Genomic DNA, 17942 nt, shown 5'->3' on the forward strand with positions numbered 1-17942 from the left:
AGATAAAGGTTTCAAAATTAAAGCTAGTCTTTAATTTTGAAACGAATATACGTAATTGCCTTATTAATTTCTAAATATTGTTTCTCGTAGAAAGTCTGGATAGAAGTTACCACTTCTGGACTTCCTTCGTTTTTATACACATTATGGTTCGCATATAAAACTTCGTGACCTTCTCCATGAAGCAATCCTAAAGTATAACCGTGCATGAATTCGCTATCGGTTTTAAGGTTTACAACACCGTCTTTTTTCAAGATTTTTTTGTACAATTTCAAGAATTCAGAATTCGTCATTCTGTGTTTGGTTCTCTTGTATTTGATCTGCGGATCTGGGAAAGTAATCCAGATTTCGTCAACTTCGCCTTCAGCAAAAATATGATTGATCAATTCGATTTGCGTACGTACGAAAGCAACATTATGAAGACCGTTTTCTACAGCAGTTTTTGCACCTCTCCAGAAACGCGCACCTTTAATATCGATTCCGATAAAATTTTTGTTTGGGTATTTTTCTGCTAATCCAACAGAGTATTCTCCCTTTCCACATCCTAATTCTAAAACTAATGGATTATCATTCTTAAAGAAATCAGAGTTCCATTTTCCTTTTAAAGGCATTAAATCGCCTACAACTTCTTCTCTTGTTGGTTGAAAAACGTTTTGGAATGTTTCGTTTTCTCTGAATCTTTTTAGTTTATTTTTACTTCCCACTTTACAAAAATTTTCCGCAAAATTAAGGAATATAAACGAATGTAAGTAGTTGAATTGTGTTTAAAAGTTTTTTCGCCACGAATTCACGAATTAAAAAAGATTTTTAACGTTTGTTGCGTATAGTCCCTACGGGACAACTTGAAGTTGGAGATTGTTCTATTTTTACCAATATTTGATCTCTACGAGATTCATTTAAGGAATGAGGTGCTTTTATAATCATTCCGTTAGGAATAAAATATCGGTAGAATTTCCGCCACGACCCGAGCGACAGCGAAATGGCGCAGCAATTCACGAATTAAAAAAGATTTTTAACGTTTGTTGCGTATAGTCCCTACGGGACAACTTGAAGTTGGAGATTGTTCTGTTTTACCAATATTTGATCTCTACGAGATTCATTTAAGGAATGAGGTGCTTTTATAATCATTCCGTTAGGAATAAAATATCGGTAGAATTTCCGCCACGACCCGAGCGACAGCGAAATGGCGCAGCAATTCACGAATAAAAAAAGATTTTTTCAACGTTTGTTGCGTATAGTCCCTACGGGACAACTTGAAGTTGGACATTGTTCTGTTTTACCAATATTTGATCTCTACGAGATTTATTTAAGGAATGAGGTGTTTTTATAATGATTCCGTTAGGAATAAAATATCGGTAGAATTTCCGCCACGACCCGAGCGACAGCGAAATGGCGCAGCAATTCACGAATAAAAAAAGATTTTTAACGTTTGTTACATATAGTCCCTACAGGACAACTTGAAGTTGGAGATTGTTCTATTTTTACCAATATTTGATCTCTACGAGATTCATTTAAGGAATGAGGTGCTTTTATAATCATTCCGTTAGGAATAAAATATCGGTAGAATTTCCGCCACGACCCGAGCGACAGCGAAATGGCGCAGCAATTCACGAATAAAAAAAGATTTTTTCAACGTTTGTTACATATAGTCCCTACGGGACAACTTGAAGTTGGACATTGTTCTGTTTTACCAATATTTGATCTCTACGAGATTTATTTAAGGAATGAGGTGTTTTTATAATGATTCCGTTAGGAATAAAATATCGGTAGAATAATATATAGAAATAAAAAATGTCCCGTAGGGACTACATATTCAAAATATTCTCCGCCACGACCCGAGCAACAGCGAAATGGCGCAGCAATTCACGAATTTTATTTTTAAAATACTTGTTGAAATTATTGTTTTAGCCACTGATTTCACTGATTTTTTGGATTTTTAATCTGTGTGAATCTGTGAAATCCGTGGCTATTTTTTAAAAATTACGTTTAAAGTTTTCCGCCACGAATTCACGAATTATTTTTAGAATAAAATTCGTGAATTGCTGCGCCATTTCGCTGTCGCTAGGGTCGTGGCGAAAAAAAAATATTTTAACCGTAATGTGGTTCTGTGATTGGCTGTGCTTTTGGATCAAGAGATTCATCGTGTTGCGATAAATCCAATCCGATGTGTTCTGATTCTTCTGAAACTCTTAGTGGAATAATGAAATTCGTTACTTTAAACAAGAAATAAGCTCCAAAGAAAGTAAAGATTGAAACTAAAACCAATGCCATCATATGATGTCCGAAAACATTCCATCCGCCGTGAAGCAAGCTTGCATCTTCGCCGTGAGCGAAAATAGCAGTTAGAATCATTCCCATAATTCCGCCAACACCGTGACAGGCGAAAACGTCAAGCGTATCGTCGAATTTTTTAGAATATTTGCAATTTACAGCCGTGTTAGAAACTAAAGCTGTGATGAATCCGAAGAACATGCTCTCTGGCACAGAAACAAATCCTGCAGCAGGCGTAATGGCAACTAAACCTACAACAGCTCCAATACAAGCTCCAAGAGCAGAAACTTTTCTTCCGTTCATTCTATCAAAGAAAATCCAAGTTAACATCGCTGCAGCAGATGAAGTTGTAGTGGTTGCAAAAGCCATAGCAGCCGTTCCGTTGGCAGCAAGCGCAGATCCAGCGTTGAATCCGAACCAGCCAAACCAAAGCATTCCAGTTCCTAATAAAACAAAAGGAATATTGGTTGGGATATGCTGACTGTTTTTTCTTTTGCCTAAAACAATAACGCCCGCCAAAGCTGCAAAACCAGAACTCATGTGCACCACTGTTCCTCCTGCAAAATCTTTAACGCCAAAATAGCTTCCTAAAACTCCAGTCGGATACCAAACAGCATGACATAAAGGAGCATATATAAAAATCGTAAATAAACTGATGAATACTAAATAAGAAATAAAACGAACACGCTCTGCAAACGAACCTGTAATAATAGCTGGACAGATAATCGCAAATTTCATTTGAAACAAAGCAAAAAGCATAAATGGAATCGTGTTTGCCAATTGTTTATGAGGCAAAACGCCCACATAATCCATAAAAGCAAACGTAGTTGGGTTTCCGAAAAAGCTATAAAAATGATCGCCAGAACCAAAACCAACCGGTTCTCCAAAGGCCAAACTAAATGCCACAACAACCCATAAAAGCGTTACCACTCCTAAACAGATAAAACTTTGAAGCATGGTAGAAATAACGTTTTTCTTGCCTACCATTCCGCCATAAAAGAAAGACAGCCCTGGCGTCATGATTAAAACCAAACAGCTCGAAGTAAGCATCCAAGCAACATCGGCAGGAACGATATGATCTGTAGTTCCAAATTCTGATAAAACATAATTATTTTCTGTAACTGTTGGCCAAAATGCACCTATTGTACATACGACGCTTATCATAATAAAGGAAATAATCCAGCGTTTTTCTATTTTCATTTTTAAAATACTTTGTTTAACCCTATTTTTTTTGGGGTCAAAGTTAGAAAAAAATAAAGATTCTTGTTTTAAAGGCTGTTAAAATAGAGGTATGCGTTTTATTTTGATTGATTTTGTAAAATACGGCACGTTTTTTTGACAGTATCTTATTCTAAAGTTACAAAAAAGCACTGTTTTTAACGAATTAATTAAAATTAATCTTTTAATTACGCTTTTAAAGTGCTCAAAAAGTTACGTTTATAATAAGAAAACCAGAAAATGTTTTATTTTTTCTGAAGTTTTTTAATCAAAGCGTCTTCGATTGGCGCTTTTATCTTCGTTACTGCATCTACTTCGTCATTTGGAACGGTCATCGATAGAACATAATGCTGAATTTTCCATTCATTTCCTACTTTAACTAAGACTCCAGATCCGCGACAGATTTTCATTTGCGTGTCTAGCAATTCATCAAACCAAGCGATTTTTCCACTTTTGTCAAAAAAGATGTGGCGTTCTAAGGCTTTAAAATCCCAAGTTGTTCCTTTGTCAAAAAAAGGTTTTGCCCAAACTGCGAATTCTTTTTTCGTCCAATTTTCTGTAGCATCAGTTCCAATGTAAATCGCGTCTGAATTTAAGACACTAAAATAAGCGTCGTATTTTACCTCAGCAGCAGCTTTGTGCCATGCATCTAAGGTTTGATTGATTTTGGTTTTGTCTGCTTGAGCATTTGCAAAAGAAGCAACGAATAAAAGAAGTAAAAGTGTTTTTTTCATGATAAAATTATTTGAGTTTAAAGGTATCATTTTTTTGAACCATATAAGCTATTTAAGGAAATGGAAGTTTTCAAAACAATTAAAGATTTTGTGTTTAATTATCATTAACATTCCTCATGTCATTTAATCTCAAAAAACCACTATATTTGATTTTCAATAAAAATACCCCCAGTCATGAAGGCAAAATTACTTATAAGTTCATTCGCTGTAACTTCTCTATTGTTCATTTCCTGTAAAAAGGAATTAGAGCCGCAAGAAAGTACAGCAACCTCAGAATTAGTAAGGTTAGGACTTGCAAAAGACACTACAAAAGCTGCTGCGCCAGTGGTGCAAAATCCTGCAGCAAATCCAAATACAGTTTTAGGTGCCACAAAAGGAATTAATCCGCCGCATGGACAGCCAGGACACCGTTGCGATATTGCAGTTGGTGCGCCATTAAACTCGGCACCGACGCAGCAAGGTCAAGCGACAGCACAAACGGGACAGACGGTACAAGTAAATCAGCCTCAAGTAGTGACAACCACAGTACCTGCTAAAACGCCAAAAGGAATGAACCCGCCACACGGACAGCCAGGTCATAGGTGTGATATTCCTGTTGGAGCGCCATTAAATTCGCCGCCAGCAAAAACAACAGCCACAACTACCAATACAGGGCAAAGCGGAACCGTTACACAAAACTTTTCAGTAACGCCACCACCGGCATCAAATCCAGTTCCGGCGTTGTTGAGCACTGAAGGAACCGAAGCTACAGTTGCCGACGGTATGAACCCGCCACACGGAAAACCAGGTCACCGTTGCGATATTGCCGTTGGAGCTCCGTTGCCAAAATAATACAAAGTGACAAAGGTGCAAAGTAACAGAGGATCTAAGTTTTTTCCTTTGTTACTTTGCACCTTTGTGCCTTTGTCACTTTTTTATATTAATGCTCTTTTATTTTCTCGAAAGTGGTAGTCAACGATTTTTTGACTTTGGCTAATGCTCCGCTGAAAGCTTTTTCAAGAGTTTCGGCGTGTTCTGTTACGGTTATGGGTTGTAATTTTACGGGACGAACTTCGATTACACATTTTTTGTCATGCAAGCTGAATTTTTCCCCATTTTCATCTCCAAAATGAACTTCTACACGGGTAATTTTATCTTCAAATCGATTCAAGCTTTTCTCTATTTCTCCAGAAAAATAACTTTCTAATCTTGCGCTTCCTTCAATGTTTTTGTCGGTGTTGATTTGTACTTTCATAACAGATATTATTTAATGATTCATACTCAAACTTATTTATTTTGAAGGAAAAAGACAAGTAGGTTAAGGAAATATTATGAAATTTTAAAACGATTTATTTTTCAATTTTGTAATTTCGATTTGGAGGAAATATACTTACAGTATTTTATTTTATAAATAAAGAAAAAACTTACAATTTATTTTGTTTTTCATATATTTGGAGTTCCTAAATGCAAAAATATATGAACACAAAAAAACTTCTTGCCCGTATGATATGGTGGCGGTATTGGAAACAACCGCAACGCTCTTTGCAGCGTAGGACACCTAAGTTGTGCGGGTTTTATAATTCCTAAATGCAAAAAAAATGAGTACAAACACCCTTTCCAAAGAAACCGAATTGAGGTTAACCGAATTCTTCAACAATTCAATTGATTTCAAAAGTATGGCGAAAACCATTGGGCAGGTGAATTTCTTGATTGCGCTAAATGCAATGCGAGAAGATGGATTTACAACAACTGAATCGATTAATATTGAGGAAGGTTTCTTTTGGTTGAATGAATTAGCAGAGATTTTGGATCCTTATTTGGGGATTGAGTAAGAGATTAGAAAAGCCACTGAGAAGTGGCTTTTTTGTATATTCTATTTATTGAAAATTGTATCTAAATGATGTTCTAAAAACTCTTTTTTTGGTAGATATTTTTGAGCTTTTAGGATTTCTTGATTTTCAATTGGTGAAAAATACTTTTGAAAATAATCAGTATTCTTTTTCTTTTTTAAAGTCTCTGAAAGTATGATTTTGAAATCTGTATTTATTCCAATTAATCCCTTATCAAAAGCTTTGTCATAAAGTGCTGAAAAGCAAATTCCATTTTCAGGACTTAAACGATGTTCTTCACTTATTGACCAAGGAATTATATGGCTGGCAAATAATAATTCTGGAATATCAATTCCCGTAATTGCACATTTATTTGCATAATTTGTTAAAACTATTTTTCTAAAAGTGCATTGATTTACTCTCGTTTTGACTTGTCGAAGAACGGTTTCACCTTTTAAATCTTTTAGATCAGCAAGAATATCTTTGTACTTAATTTCGACGGATGTGTTTTCTTTTTGAGCTAATATTTTTTCACTTTGAAATAACAATTCTTCCTTGTTATTAAAGAATTCGTCCCAGATTGGTTGAACTTGCCTTTTTGCATTTCCTAAACCTCTTATACCTCTTTCTTGATGGAAGGGATCGACACTAGCAAAATTACCTAATCTCATCGCTATTGAGCTTGGAGTTCTGTTTATAAGCTTTGCTAGTTCAATTACATCTGAATTATGTTTGTGCATTTTTCCAAACTCAATCGTAAGATACAGATTAAAGGCAACGATTAATTCTTCTCGTGTCCAGAGGTTTTTTGGTGGCATTTTTGGATAAATTTGTCTTCAGTAAATATAGTTAATAAATACTAAAGTCTAATTTGTCATAAAACCTGAAAGCAAAAAATATAAAACTATTTTTTGTGGGATAAATTAAGAGAAATTCATAAGTGAAAGTTTAATATAAGAGTCAATTTTGTATGCCTTTTTTATAATTGTACTTTACTAATTATTTTTCGGATAGATGATGTTGAAATAATTTTCAAAGGCTTTGCATAGCAATTCCTTGTCAATTTCCAATAATTCGTTCCTGATATCCCAATCTTTTATATATTCTTCATCTTTTTGAGAAATCTCTTCACCATCAAGTTTCTTTGTTAAAATTTCACTAAGCAAAACACTGTTGCATTGATAATATTTAGGATAGAACTTTTGTATAAAACTCCAATAGTCAAATAAATCTTCTTCTTCTTCTTCTTCTTCTTCTTTTTTCTCTATTCCAATTTGGTCATTCTCTTCAAATTCTTTTACAACTTCTAATTCCAACCAGCCAATAGCTTCAGATATTCCTTTATAGAAAGCATTTCTTTGTAATTTAGTTTCAAAAGTATATTTTTTAAAATTGACTATTTTTTCAAAGTCATTAAATGCTTCATTCTTATAGTATTTTCTAATTTGATCTTTCCCAAAAATTATTTTTACTGAATATCTCATTTCCTAATTATTATGTTGTAGTAAATATCTTATGCAAAATAAAGAGGTTTAAATGTTTTTTTCCACAGTAAAATGTTTTTTAACTTTTTCAAACGATAATCAACCTTTCTCCTTCTTCCCCCACTTAACCTTCATCTTCCCATTATTATCATAAGCAATCAAATGCAGGACGATTCCTTTTTCGCGAACAGCTTTACGCTCTTCTTTCGTAGCGAGTTTGGCGTCGTTTTTAGAATTTCTTAGCGGAACGGTGAGAGCGAGATTTGTGCCTCGACCGAAAGAATAAACGCCTTCTGCATCCATGTTGAGAACGCTCGAACTGATGGTGAGTTTGTTTACATCAACTTGTTCTCCGCGGAGATTGAGCGAACCCGATAAATCGCTGAAAGTAATATTTTCCACATCGCGAAGCGGAAAAGCAAATTTGCCGACTTTCATAATCGGTTCAAAGTTTAATAACGCGCCTTGATTGACATTAAAATCTAATTTTCCTTTCATCGAGTTCATAATCAGATCGCCTTTACTGCTCATTAAACCTGCAACGTTGGCATTGCTGGTTAGTCGGCCGCGAATGTTTTTCGGACTAAAAGATTTGATTCCGAAGTTGTTGAAAGATTTTAAAAAACTAGAAATGTCTACGTGATTTACTTGAGCGTTTGAAGTAAAAACATAATGATTTCCGCTTGGCTGAACAGAACCGCTAAAATTAATGCTTCCGCCAGAAGTATTTAATGTTCCGTTTTTGAGCAGGATTTTAGAATTTAGCATTTGCAGTGTTGCACGCGTATTGGTTGCCGTAAGCGCGCCGTAAGTAATTTTATCGGCTTTGAGATTAATTACCGCCGTACATTTTTCTATCACCGATCTTAACTGGTTTGTAAAATTGACATTCTTTTTAGCAGGCCTTTTTTCGGCTACTTTCTGTTTTGGCGAGTTTTTTAAAACGCCCATAAACTGTTTCACATCAATACTCGGACAATAAATATTCCAGTTTACAACCATTTTTTCGGGTGCGTCGTAATATAAGTTTAGGAAATTATCGATTTTTCCATCAATGCGTATGATGTTATTTTTGTGTTTGTAAGCAATCTTTTTGATATAAAGGGCTTCTTGTGTGAAAGACAATTTCACGGCTGTATTTTCGGCGTGAATGCTTTTTGGGAGATAATCAAATGTGGCATTGTCAATGTCAACATCACCCGTAAAACGCGGTTTGTTGATGTACAAATCGACAATATCAAACTGAAATCTCAAATTGGCTTTGGCGTGACCGCTTTCAAAATGAAGGATTTTTTCGTTCATCATTCCGTTCAATTTCGAAATATCAAAATCAGAATTTACAACACCTGTTGCAATTGGTTTTTCGAGATCATTAATCACAGCTTGCGCTATCGTTAGCGGCACATCTTCGTATTCAGCTTTAAAATTCGTCAAAATAATTGCAGAATTTGGATCACTAGATTCTTTTTCGGGTTTAAAAGTGTTGGTAAAAATTCCTTTAAAAGAACAATTGGTAAACAAACCGTCCGGAATGCTCAATTCGTTGTCTCTTACATCGGCCTGAACGACAATTTTGGGATCGCCTTCTACATTCAAATCGCCTTTGATGTCGCAGTTTACTTTAATTGGTTTTTTAATATCAAATTTATTCAGCTTTGAACTGATGTTTGCAGACAATAAATTAGAAGCATTTTGCCATAAAATATCCGTTCCGATATTGATTCCGAAAAGGGAATTGTTTTTTCCAATATTGAAGTAAGCCAGAATATCAAAAGAATCTGAGCCAATTTTAAGGCCTTTGGTATTGATGTCTATTTTCTGTTTGGCTTCAGCATACGAAATATCGAGTTTTCCTTCAAGCACCTTGCCTTTAGCAAAACTTCCGTGCACGGTATTAAAAGCCAGACTATTGATTTTCGTTTTCAAAAACAGATTCGTCTGCCAATTGTCGTCGTCATAATTGACTTTAGACTCTAAACTTGCCACATCAAAATCAAACAATTTATGCCCTAAATGATTATCGATAATTACGTGAACTTTGTTGAGGTTTACTTCATCAATTGTAGTTTCTGGTTTCTCTTGATCGGTTTTAGGCTTTTTCTTTTTGGGTTTGAAAATATTAGCATTAGAATAACCATCTGCGGCTTTGTAAACGTAAATAGCAGCGTCGTTAATCAAGATTTTATGAATGTTGATTTCGTGCTGCAGTAAGCTCCAGATGTTTAATCGCGCTTCTATTTCTTTTGCTCTCAGCAAAGTATGTTTGTGGCTTTCCCATTTGTTGTCTTTTATTTCGACTTCGTTTAACGCCAATGTAAAGTAGGGGAAACCCGTTAGAAATTTATAATGGAAATCGGTAACATGAAACGTACCATTTATATTTTCGTTGATTTTGGTATTGACTTTGGCAATGATTTCAGTCTTGTGCCGATTGAAATAAAGGGATAGACCTCCACAAGCAAGCAGCAAAATTGCGATTAAGCCGAGGATAAAATAACCGAATCGTTTGGCGTATTTTTTAAAAGAATTAGATTGCAGAAAGGATTTTGTTTTGGCTAAAGTTTCTTTCATGTTAATCATATTTTTGGATATACTAAAGATACTAAAAAAATGATAAAATTTTTACCAATTTGATTTTCAAATAAATAAATTGTAAATTTAATGTTATACAGTTTATAATTATTGACAATACATTTATAATGAAAACTAATTTAGTAATGGTGTTTGATTTATTTTAAATTTTTAAATTTGTACTGTAGTTTGAGAGTTAAATATTCAAACCTAATTTTAATCTTAATATATTATGGCATTAGCAATAACAGATGCTACTTTTGATGAAGTAGTTTTGAAATCAGATAAACCAGTAATGGTAGATTTTTGGGCAGCATGGTGTGGTCCTTGTAGAATGGTTGGTCCAATCATTGACCAATTAAGTGAAGAGTACGCTGGTAAAGTAGTTGTTGGTAAAGTAGATGTAGATGCTAACCAAGAATTTGCTGCAAAATATGGTGTGCGTAACATACCAACCGTTTTGGTGTTTCATAACGGTGAAGTAGTAGGAAAACAAGTAGGAGTAGCTCCGAAACAAACCTACGCAGATAGTTTAGACGCTTTGTTGTAATCTTTTTCGGTTACGATTGATATAAAAAAGGCTTCCAGTTTTGGAAGCCTTTTTTATTGGAATAAAGGGAAAAAACGATTAAAAATTGAAAATTGATTTTCTAATTTCCAATTGCAGTTTTGTTGGTTTCGGAAGTTCACTAATAGTGTAATTTTTCTCTGTAAATTTATCGCTTTTCGCTTCTGTTTTTAGGGGAGTTAAATCAATTTGGAGTCCGCCGTATCTTAGATATTTCTGATAATCTATCTCAGCAACGGTATTTACATAATTCTTGATTTCGTCTAATGATTTTCCAGCGATTTGTTCAGAAACTGACCAGAATTCTTCTTCTGTAAAACCTCTTCCTTTTTTCTCGTAATATTCGTTGTATAGAAAACGCATTACATCATCCAAAGATTTTTTGTTAGCAGTATTGTTTCGAATTTCCAAATCTAATACTAAACCAATTGTTGGGCCTTTGTCATAATACGAAATTGTCGTTTGTTTGGCGTTGCTTTCATTATTGAAGAAATTAGACCAAATATCAAAACTTGATTGCGCCAACGACATATGTCTGCAGCCTTCCTCATTTTCATATTTTTTAATCGAGCCGGAAAGATATTGTAAAGCATCTTTTCCTTCCATCAATCCAGCTTTTACCATAATAATATACTCATAGTAAACTGTAAAACCTTCAGAAAACCACAGCATTGTAGTATAATTTTCTTTGTTATAATCAAAAGGGCCTAATTCGATTGGGCGAATTGCTTTTACATTATAAAGATGAAAATATTCATGTGTTACAAAATTCATAAAGTCCAAATAATCTTTTCTTGAACTCGAATCGAAAGAACCTTTTGTAAAAATAGCTTGAGAATTCCAGTGTTCCAAACCGCCACCTCCAGCTTCCATCATAATGTAGCTGTAGTTTTCGTATGGAATTTTCTTCATGATCGAAGTTGTTGCGGTCATGATTTTCTTTAGATCAGAAACAAATTTATCTTCCTGAAGTCCTTGGGGAGTTGCCACTCCAAGAGAATATTTTTTCCCTTCGTTCTCAAATTCGATTGTTTTTTGGTTTCCGATGTAAATCGGACTGTCATAAAAAACATCAATATCTTTTGCGTAAAAACTATTTTTTGTTTCGTCAATGCATTTTAATCCAGTCGAAATTTTGCTCCATTTTGCAGGTTTGTTCAACGTTACTGTAACAGGATTGTCGATTTTATTTTCAATGTGCATGAAAATCGTATTTGGCATTAAAAAAGCTTTTTCTGAATCGACATAAGATTCTGCAACCGATTTTTTATTGGCGAAAACGCGGTATTTTACAGTAATTTTTGAAGTAGAACCGTTTTCAATTGTCCAATGATTTTTAGTCGATTTTTTCCATTTAACTTTTTGATTTTTTTCGTCTTTAACATCAAAATCAACAATGTATCTTGGCGTATTTAAGATTAAATAATAACCTGGTGTCCAAACAGGAAGAACCAAATTTGTTGTTTTTGAAGGAAGATTATCAAAGTTCAACGTCACTTCTACATAATGAGATTTCGAATCTTCAAAAGAAATCGAAAAATCCATTTTTATTTCTTCATTATTTATTTTATTCGCTGCATTTACGAGAAAAAAGGAGTGTAAAAGCAGTACACAATAGCATAATTTTAGTGCTTTTGTCATTAATTAAAGTTTTAAGTTTGGGTTCGTTTTTGGTAACTCTTTTAGATTCTGTATTATACGTTAATCGCAATGAATTTGATAATTGCATAATAAAATACAGAAAAAAACAGCAATATAAGAAGTACTTTTGAATAAAGTTTAAAGAAATAAAGGAATTAACTTTATAAAGTTGAAATAATCGTAATCGTAGTGCCTACATTTGGTGTGGAACAGACTTTTATTTTAGAATTAATTGCTGAAGCGAGATCACGAATTAAATGCAATCCTAAACCGGACTTGATTCCGATTACTTCAGAATCATTGTACAGCGCTTTAAATTTTTCTTGCGTTCCGCCGGGGCCGTTGTCTGTTATAGAAAGATATTTTTTTTGATTTTCTTCCCAAGCTTTCCAAACAATTTTGGCATTTGGTGTTTTGTCTAAAGCTTTAATTGCATTTCCGGTAAGATTTCGAATAATCGTTTTAAGATAGTTTTCGTCGGTTTCTAAAATGATGTTTTCTGGATTTTCAAATACTATTTTAATATTTTCTATGTTCGAAAAATGATTTTGGGTTTCTTCAAATAAAACCGCAATTTCCGTTTTTCTAAATTGAGGTTTAAAATTTTCCATTTGTCCTTTGCTCCAAAGCAGAATGTCTTCCATTGAGGACAATAAATTTTCTGCACCCGTTGTAATTTTATGCTGCATTCTGAGCGCTGTTTCTTCATCAATCAATTCTGGATTTTCTTTTTGAAGATGCAGAAAATGAATCAGATTGGAAATCGGACTTCGCAAGTCATGATTTAAAATACCAAAGAATCTTGCTTTGATTTTATTGGCTTCATCCAATTCCTGATTTAAAGCTTGAAGTTTTAGATTCGTTTTCTTTCGGTTCTGATTTTGTTTAAACAGCAATAATCCGATAATACAGACGAAAGCAATTCCTGAAATCAAGAAAATGCGTTGCTGTTTGGCATCTTGAATCTGAATGTTTTTAATAGCATTTTCTGTAGACAGATTCTTAATTTCCTGAATTTTGGTTTTGTTCTGATAACGTGCTTCGGCGTTAGCAATGCTTTGTTTGGCAGATTGTTCCATTACTTCATCGCTGTACTTGCTGTAAATTTCGTTGTAATGATAGGCCTCTTTCCATTGGCCAAGTGCGGCATAACTTTGAGAGAGTTTTTTATTTATAGTTACAAAAGATTCTTTATCATAAGCTAAAGCATTTACAGACGCTTTTTTGAGCGTTTCAATAGCTTTTTGATATTCTCCTTTTTCATATAAAACTCGTCCCATTGCAGTTTGAGCCTCCATCAAAATTTCATCGTCAGCCGATTTTTTTCCGAGCGAAACAGCTTTTTGAGCATATGTGTAGGCTTTGTCAATCTGTTTTTCATTAATATGATATTCGGATAAACTTCGGTTGGCAAAACTAAGATTTAAAAACAGCGAATCTTTTTTGGATGGATAAGTGTAAATCAGATTATAATATTTCCTAATGCTGTCTCGATTTCTCAACGGAACAAAACATTGTAAGTAGTAATTGCACAAAAAAGCGCTCACATAAGGAGACGTTTTTACGTGCGGTTTTCCATAATTTAGATATTCGAGTGCTTTGTTATACTGTTTCATTTTAACATAAGCCGATCCAATTTGGCAATACGAAATTCCGATGTTCTCTAAATTGGGAATATCTTGAGGAAGTTTTTTCTTGTAATTTATAGCCGTTAATTGATAACCAATAAAAGTCTCATAATCGTAAGAGTCCAGATAATATTCGCCTAGACTTCCGTTAAGAGTGGCCTGTGTATTAATGTTTTTCGTTGTATCTAGAATTCTTTTTATATAGAGAATAAGGTTTTCCCGTTTTTTAATTTCGTTTAACGAATAATACATATAATTCAGCCTCATGCAGCTCGAAGTTATATTTTTAAGATGTCTAGCTTTTTGAGCATAAAAGAGTGCGGTTTCATAATTAGAAACGGCTTCTTTATATTGATTGTTATTGAATTCGTATCCAAAACCTTTCAGAAAATAAAACTTGGCGATATAAGCGGGTCTGTTTTTGGCAAGTAGAATTCCTTTTTCAGAAGCATGTATGAGTTTCAGATATTCATCAGCATTCAAAAGTTCGTTACAATGTTTGAGCCAGACTTTTAATTTTTCGTCTGCCGACTTGTAACGCGTCAAATTAGGTTCTTGCTGTGCAAATGCATTACAGCTAATAAAAAGGAATAGCAAGAACGTAAAGTTTCTCATGCAATCAGATTTAAGTTCTCTTTGTAACTTCTCCCAATTGGAATTACCGCATTATTATTCAAAATAATCTCAGAAGAATTGATTTTTTGAACATATTGTTTCTGTACCGCATAACTTCTATGGATCCGAACGAATGACTGAAAATGATCTTCTTTCAAAAGATTTCCAATGCTTGAAAGCACGCAATGCCTTTTTTGTGCTGTAACAATCAAGGTGTAATCTTTTAAAGCTTCGAGATATAAAATTTCATGAAGTTTGACTTTGGTTTGCTCGTGCCCTTCTTTTATATAAATAGTGTCGCCGCCAATACTGGCTTCAAATAAGGAAGCTTTCAGTTTTATTTCCATAAATTCTTCAATGCGATTTATGGTTTGCGTAAAACGATCCAGCTTTAAAGGCTTTACAACAAAATCTAAAGTTTCGATCTGAAAACTTTCTACCGCATGTTCTGGATGTGCGGTTATGAAAACACAAACGGGAATATCTAACGCTTGTTTTCTAAATTCAATTCCGTTTAAACCTGGCATATCTATGTCTAAAAACAGGATGTCTACTTTTTCCTTTTCTAAAAAAGGAACAGCATCTTCGGCCGATTCAAAAATGCCTGCAATATCTAAAACAGGGAATTTCTTGACATAAGAAACCGCTGTTAGTCTGTCTATTTCATCATCATCAATTATAATACAAGAGTATTTCTTCATCAATAACCAGTTTTTTTTCAATAAAAAAGCAAAAAAAAGCTCCAAATAAGTTGTCTGTCTATTTAAAATGCTGTTCGTCTATTGAGGTTTTTTAAACCTAATTTAATGGGGCAACTTTGTCTTGTAATTCAATCAGAAAAGAAAAAAAATCTTTTTGATTAATGCAAAAATAAAAGCTATTGAATTAAAAAAGAACTATTTAATTAAAATTTTAAAACCAAAATGTTATGAAAACTTTTAAAACCATTTTTACAATTTTACTACTTCTGATAAGTATGATTTCCTGCAGCAGTGATGACGGAACTGATGGCGTTAACGGAGTTGATGGAGCGCAAGGGCCAGCGGGTCCGGCAGGAACAGCAAATGTAATTTATAGCGGATGGATTAATGCACCAGCAGGAACTCCAGAAACGATAGACGGAACTTCAGGATTGTCTACTTCTTTTGCGGTACCTCAACTTACGGCAGACATTATGTCTAAAGGAATGGTGCTGGTGTATATGTCTTTTGGATCTGGGACTAATATTTATGCGCTTCCGTACACTTCTACGGCAGGAGGATTTGCTAATACAATTTCAGCTATTTCCAGCCTTAATTCTATCAAGATTTTCCGATTTAAACATGCGAATGATGGTACAACAGTTGCACTTCCTGCCTCTCTTAACTATCGTTATATTTTAATTCCCGGTGGAGCCGCTGCAGCAACGGCTAAAACAGCCAAACAAGATTATGCTAAAATGAGTTACGATGAAGTTTGCGCGGCCTTTAATATTCAACCATAATTTTCAATATCAAATAATCAAATTTAATAGTATGAAAACATTCAAAACCATATTAGTAGTCTTAGCTGTTGCTATTTCTGTTATTTCTTGCAGCAGTGATGATAAAGATAATGCGCCGAAATTTGAAACCGAAAATCCGTTAGCGGCATATTATACCGCAACAGGTTTTACTACATCTTCAAATTTTATTAATTCTGGAGATTACGAATTCGGATTGGCATTTACACCAACGGTAAAAGGAAAAATTAAAGCGATTACCTTAAAACTTCCAGCTGCAAACCCTTCGGTCCGTATAACGATTTGGGACTATACAGCAAAATCTGTATTGCGTTCCGAAACTTTAAATGTTGCTACGGCAGATGTTCAAGTTTCTAAAGAGATCAGTGAATTGGCTTTAGAAAAAGATAAAAAATACATGATTACCATGAATTCTAATGATTGGTACAAAAAGAACAAAGCAGATAATTCGAATGCGACTTATCCCATAATTGCAGGAAACATCAGCATTATCGAATACAGATGGATTTCTGGAACTTCGCAAACTTTCCCGACCAATGTTTCGGCAAACTACAATGCAGGAGATTTAAGCTTTGATTTTCAAGAAACTGAATAATTCTTTTTTGGATAGCTTTGAATTAGTAAAGGAAAAGGTTTGACAATCGTCAAACCTTTTTCGTTTTTACTTGGAGAATGAATTAGTGGTTGTGCGTTTCGCTGTTTTCATAACCTAAAATCGTAATCATATAAGGTGTGCTAGAAACCTTAGTCTTTTTGATTGCCGATGTAGAAAGGTTCACTTGCAGCAATTCTCCCGTTGAAGGCGAAGTAATGTAAGCAAAACGATCTGTAACTGCCATTTGAGGTTTTAATGTGGCATCTGTTGCAGTTGCAGTTGTTGCTTTAATTTCTTTTACAGATTGTAAACTGCTGATATCGTAAAGTTTGAAATCTCCTGAATGCAATAAAACAGCCAGTTTTTTATGATCGTAACTTACTTTGCATTGCATAATTGTCGTGTTGGCGATAATTGGTTTTACAGTATTTGCCAAAACATCAATTAAATAAGCCCCTTTTGCAGCAGTATAACCAATGAATTTCCCAGCAGAAGCCGTTTCTAAAATACTTCCAAACCAAGCTGTTCCAAAATCTGCAGGGTGATCGATTAGTTTTTGGTTTCCATTGCTTTCTACAACTAAGATTCCGCTAGAAGAACCGAAAACCGCGTAAACGCCGTCTGAAGCATTTCCGTGAATTCCTTTGGTTTGAATTTTAGCATCAAAAAGTGTTTTTCCTGTATTGTCAATGATTTTTACTTTTTCTGGAAGTGTTCCCGTAACCGAATTGTCTTTTTCAGTTATCGCGTAAGTTCCATTAGTAAAAGTAGCCATCGCACCATGATGCGCCAATAAACCTGCGTTTACAGTTTTAAAAGTTGCGCCAGCTTTGTGCACATCAGCTTCTTTACCCACAGAAAGCGTTCCGTCTCCATCATTAAAAGTTAGGATTTCTCCAATTTTACTTTTAAAATGCGTTGGTTTTAATGCGCTTGTCGCTAAAACTCCGAATTTAGGAACATCATCAACATCAATATGATCGCCGTGTAATTCTAGTCCGCTGTCAAAAGTTTCTACGAAATTATTGTCTCTATGAACAATTCCGGCATAACGTCCAGATTCTGTAGTGTATAAAGATGATTTTGGAAATTTTGCCGTAAAAGAACTTGTTTTATCTTCATGCGGATCAAAAAGCGTTAACTCGGCAGTTTTTTCGTCAGAAAGTAAAATGCGAACGAATGTATGTTCTTCTGAAGCATCATGGTCGTGATCGTGGTCATCGTGATTGTCATCGTCGTTGCTGCACGAAACCGCAAAAAGCGACAAAACAGATAAAAATAGTAGTTTGTAAAACTTGTTTTTCATTGTAA

At 34.4% G+C, this 17942-nt stretch carries 16 protein-coding genes; 5 read left to right on the forward strand and 11 right to left on the reverse strand.

Features of this window, described 5'->3' with window-relative positions; all coding sequences use genetic code 11:
• Positions 1–23 precede the first annotated feature (23 nt).
• From trmB to ABTV69_RS06395, 3 genes are all read right to left on the reverse strand, one after another.
• Entirely contained in the window at positions 24–701 is a 678-nt protein-coding gene (trmB, locus tag ABTV69_RS06385) for a tRNA (guanosine(46)-N7)-methyltransferase TrmB (RefSeq protein ID WP_073408106.1), read from the reverse strand.
• Positions 702–2085: 1384 nt separating this feature from the next.
• On the reverse strand, positions 2086–3468 hold the full coding sequence (locus tag ABTV69_RS06390; protein ID WP_177211239.1) for an ammonium transporter: 1383 nt from the start codon (positions 3466–3468) through the stop codon (positions 2086–2088).
• 263 nt (positions 3469–3731) lie between these two features.
• Positions 3732–4220, reverse strand: a complete 489-nt coding sequence (locus ABTV69_RS06395; RefSeq protein ID WP_433834802.1) for a nuclear transport factor 2 family protein — start codon at positions 4218–4220, stop codon at positions 3732–3734.
• 174 nt (positions 4221–4394) lie between these two features.
• Here ABTV69_RS06395 and ABTV69_RS06400 point away from each other — a divergent pair, with 174 nt between their 5' ends.
• Positions 4395–5051 (forward strand): hypothetical protein, encoded by a 657-nt coding sequence (locus tag ABTV69_RS06400; protein WP_433834803.1) that lies wholly within the window; start codon positions 4395–4397, stop codon positions 5049–5051.
• Between the two features lie 88 nt (positions 5052–5139).
• Here ABTV69_RS06400 and ABTV69_RS06405 read toward each other — a convergent pair whose 3' ends face one another.
• Positions 5140–5454: an HPF/RaiA family ribosome-associated protein gene (locus ABTV69_RS06405; protein ID WP_433834804.1), complete on the reverse strand. Its 315-nt coding sequence runs from the start codon at positions 5452–5454 to the stop codon at positions 5140–5142.
• A 343-nt stretch (positions 5455–5797) separates the two neighbouring features.
• Here ABTV69_RS06405 and ABTV69_RS06410 point away from each other — a divergent pair, with 343 nt between their 5' ends.
• Positions 5798–6031: a hypothetical protein gene (locus ABTV69_RS06410; protein ID WP_433834805.1), complete on the forward strand. Its 234-nt coding sequence runs from the start codon at positions 5798–5800 to the stop codon at positions 6029–6031.
• A 41-nt stretch (positions 6032–6072) separates the two neighbouring features.
• Here ABTV69_RS06410 and ABTV69_RS06415 read toward each other — a convergent pair whose 3' ends face one another.
• From ABTV69_RS06415 to ABTV69_RS06425, 3 genes are all read right to left on the reverse strand, one after another.
• Positions 6073–6846 (reverse strand): HNH endonuclease, encoded by a 774-nt coding sequence (locus ABTV69_RS06415; protein ID WP_433834806.1) that lies wholly within the window; start codon positions 6844–6846, stop codon positions 6073–6075.
• A gap of 177 nt (positions 6847–7023) precedes the next feature.
• A complete protein-coding gene (locus ABTV69_RS06420; RefSeq protein ID WP_433834807.1) occupies positions 7024–7512 on the reverse strand; it encodes a hypothetical protein in 489 nt (162 codons plus the stop codon).
• Between the two features lie 99 nt (positions 7513–7611).
• Positions 7612–10083 (reverse strand): AsmA family protein, encoded by a 2472-nt coding sequence (locus ABTV69_RS06425; protein ID WP_433834808.1) that lies wholly within the window; start codon positions 10081–10083, stop codon positions 7612–7614.
• Between the two features lie 232 nt (positions 10084–10315).
• Here ABTV69_RS06425 and trxA point away from each other — a divergent pair, with 232 nt between their 5' ends.
• Positions 10316–10633, forward strand: coding sequence for a thioredoxin (gene trxA, locus ABTV69_RS06430; RefSeq protein ID WP_068844792.1), 318 nt, complete (start codon positions 10316–10318; stop codon positions 10631–10633).
• Positions 10634–10711: 78 nt separating this feature from the next.
• Here trxA and ABTV69_RS06435 read toward each other — a convergent pair whose 3' ends face one another.
• The 3 genes from ABTV69_RS06435 to ABTV69_RS06445 all read right to left on the reverse strand — a co-directional run bounded on the left by ABTV69_RS06435 (position 10712) and on the right by ABTV69_RS06445 (position 15236).
• Complete coding sequence (locus tag ABTV69_RS06435) at positions 10712–12292, reverse strand: M61 family metallopeptidase (RefSeq protein ID WP_433834809.1); 1581 nt, start codon at positions 12290–12292, stop codon at positions 10712–10714.
• 161 nt (positions 12293–12453) lie between these two features.
• Entirely contained in the window at positions 12454–14535 is a 2082-nt protein-coding gene (locus ABTV69_RS06440) for an ATP-binding protein (protein ID WP_433834810.1), read from the reverse strand.
• Positions 14532–15236: a LytR/AlgR family response regulator transcription factor gene (locus ABTV69_RS06445; RefSeq protein ID WP_433834811.1), complete on the reverse strand. Its 705-nt coding sequence runs from the start codon at positions 15234–15236 to the stop codon at positions 14532–14534. The genes ABTV69_RS06440 and ABTV69_RS06445 overlap by 4 nt, the downstream gene beginning before the upstream one ends.
• Before the next feature lie 227 nt (positions 15237–15463).
• Between ABTV69_RS06445 and ABTV69_RS06450 the strand changes: the two genes are divergently transcribed.
• Positions 15464–16018 (forward strand): hypothetical protein, encoded by a 555-nt coding sequence (locus ABTV69_RS06450; protein ID WP_433834812.1) that lies wholly within the window; start codon positions 15464–15466, stop codon positions 16016–16018.
• Positions 16019–16049: 31 nt separating this feature from the next.
• Entirely contained in the window at positions 16050–16631 is a 582-nt protein-coding gene (locus ABTV69_RS06455) for a hypothetical protein (RefSeq protein WP_433834813.1), read from the forward strand.
• A gap of 82 nt (positions 16632–16713) precedes the next feature.
• Here ABTV69_RS06455 and ABTV69_RS06460 read toward each other — a convergent pair whose 3' ends face one another.
• Positions 16714–17937, reverse strand: coding sequence for a hypothetical protein (locus tag ABTV69_RS06460; RefSeq protein ID WP_433834814.1), 1224 nt, complete (start codon positions 17935–17937; stop codon positions 16714–16716).
• Positions 17938–17942 lie beyond the last annotated feature (5 nt).

Origin of the sequence: Flavobacterium anhuiense (genome assembly GCF_050990855.1) — a bacterium.
Taxonomy (GTDB): domain Bacteria; phylum Bacteroidota; class Bacteroidia; order Flavobacteriales; family Flavobacteriaceae; genus Flavobacterium; species Flavobacterium anhuiense_C.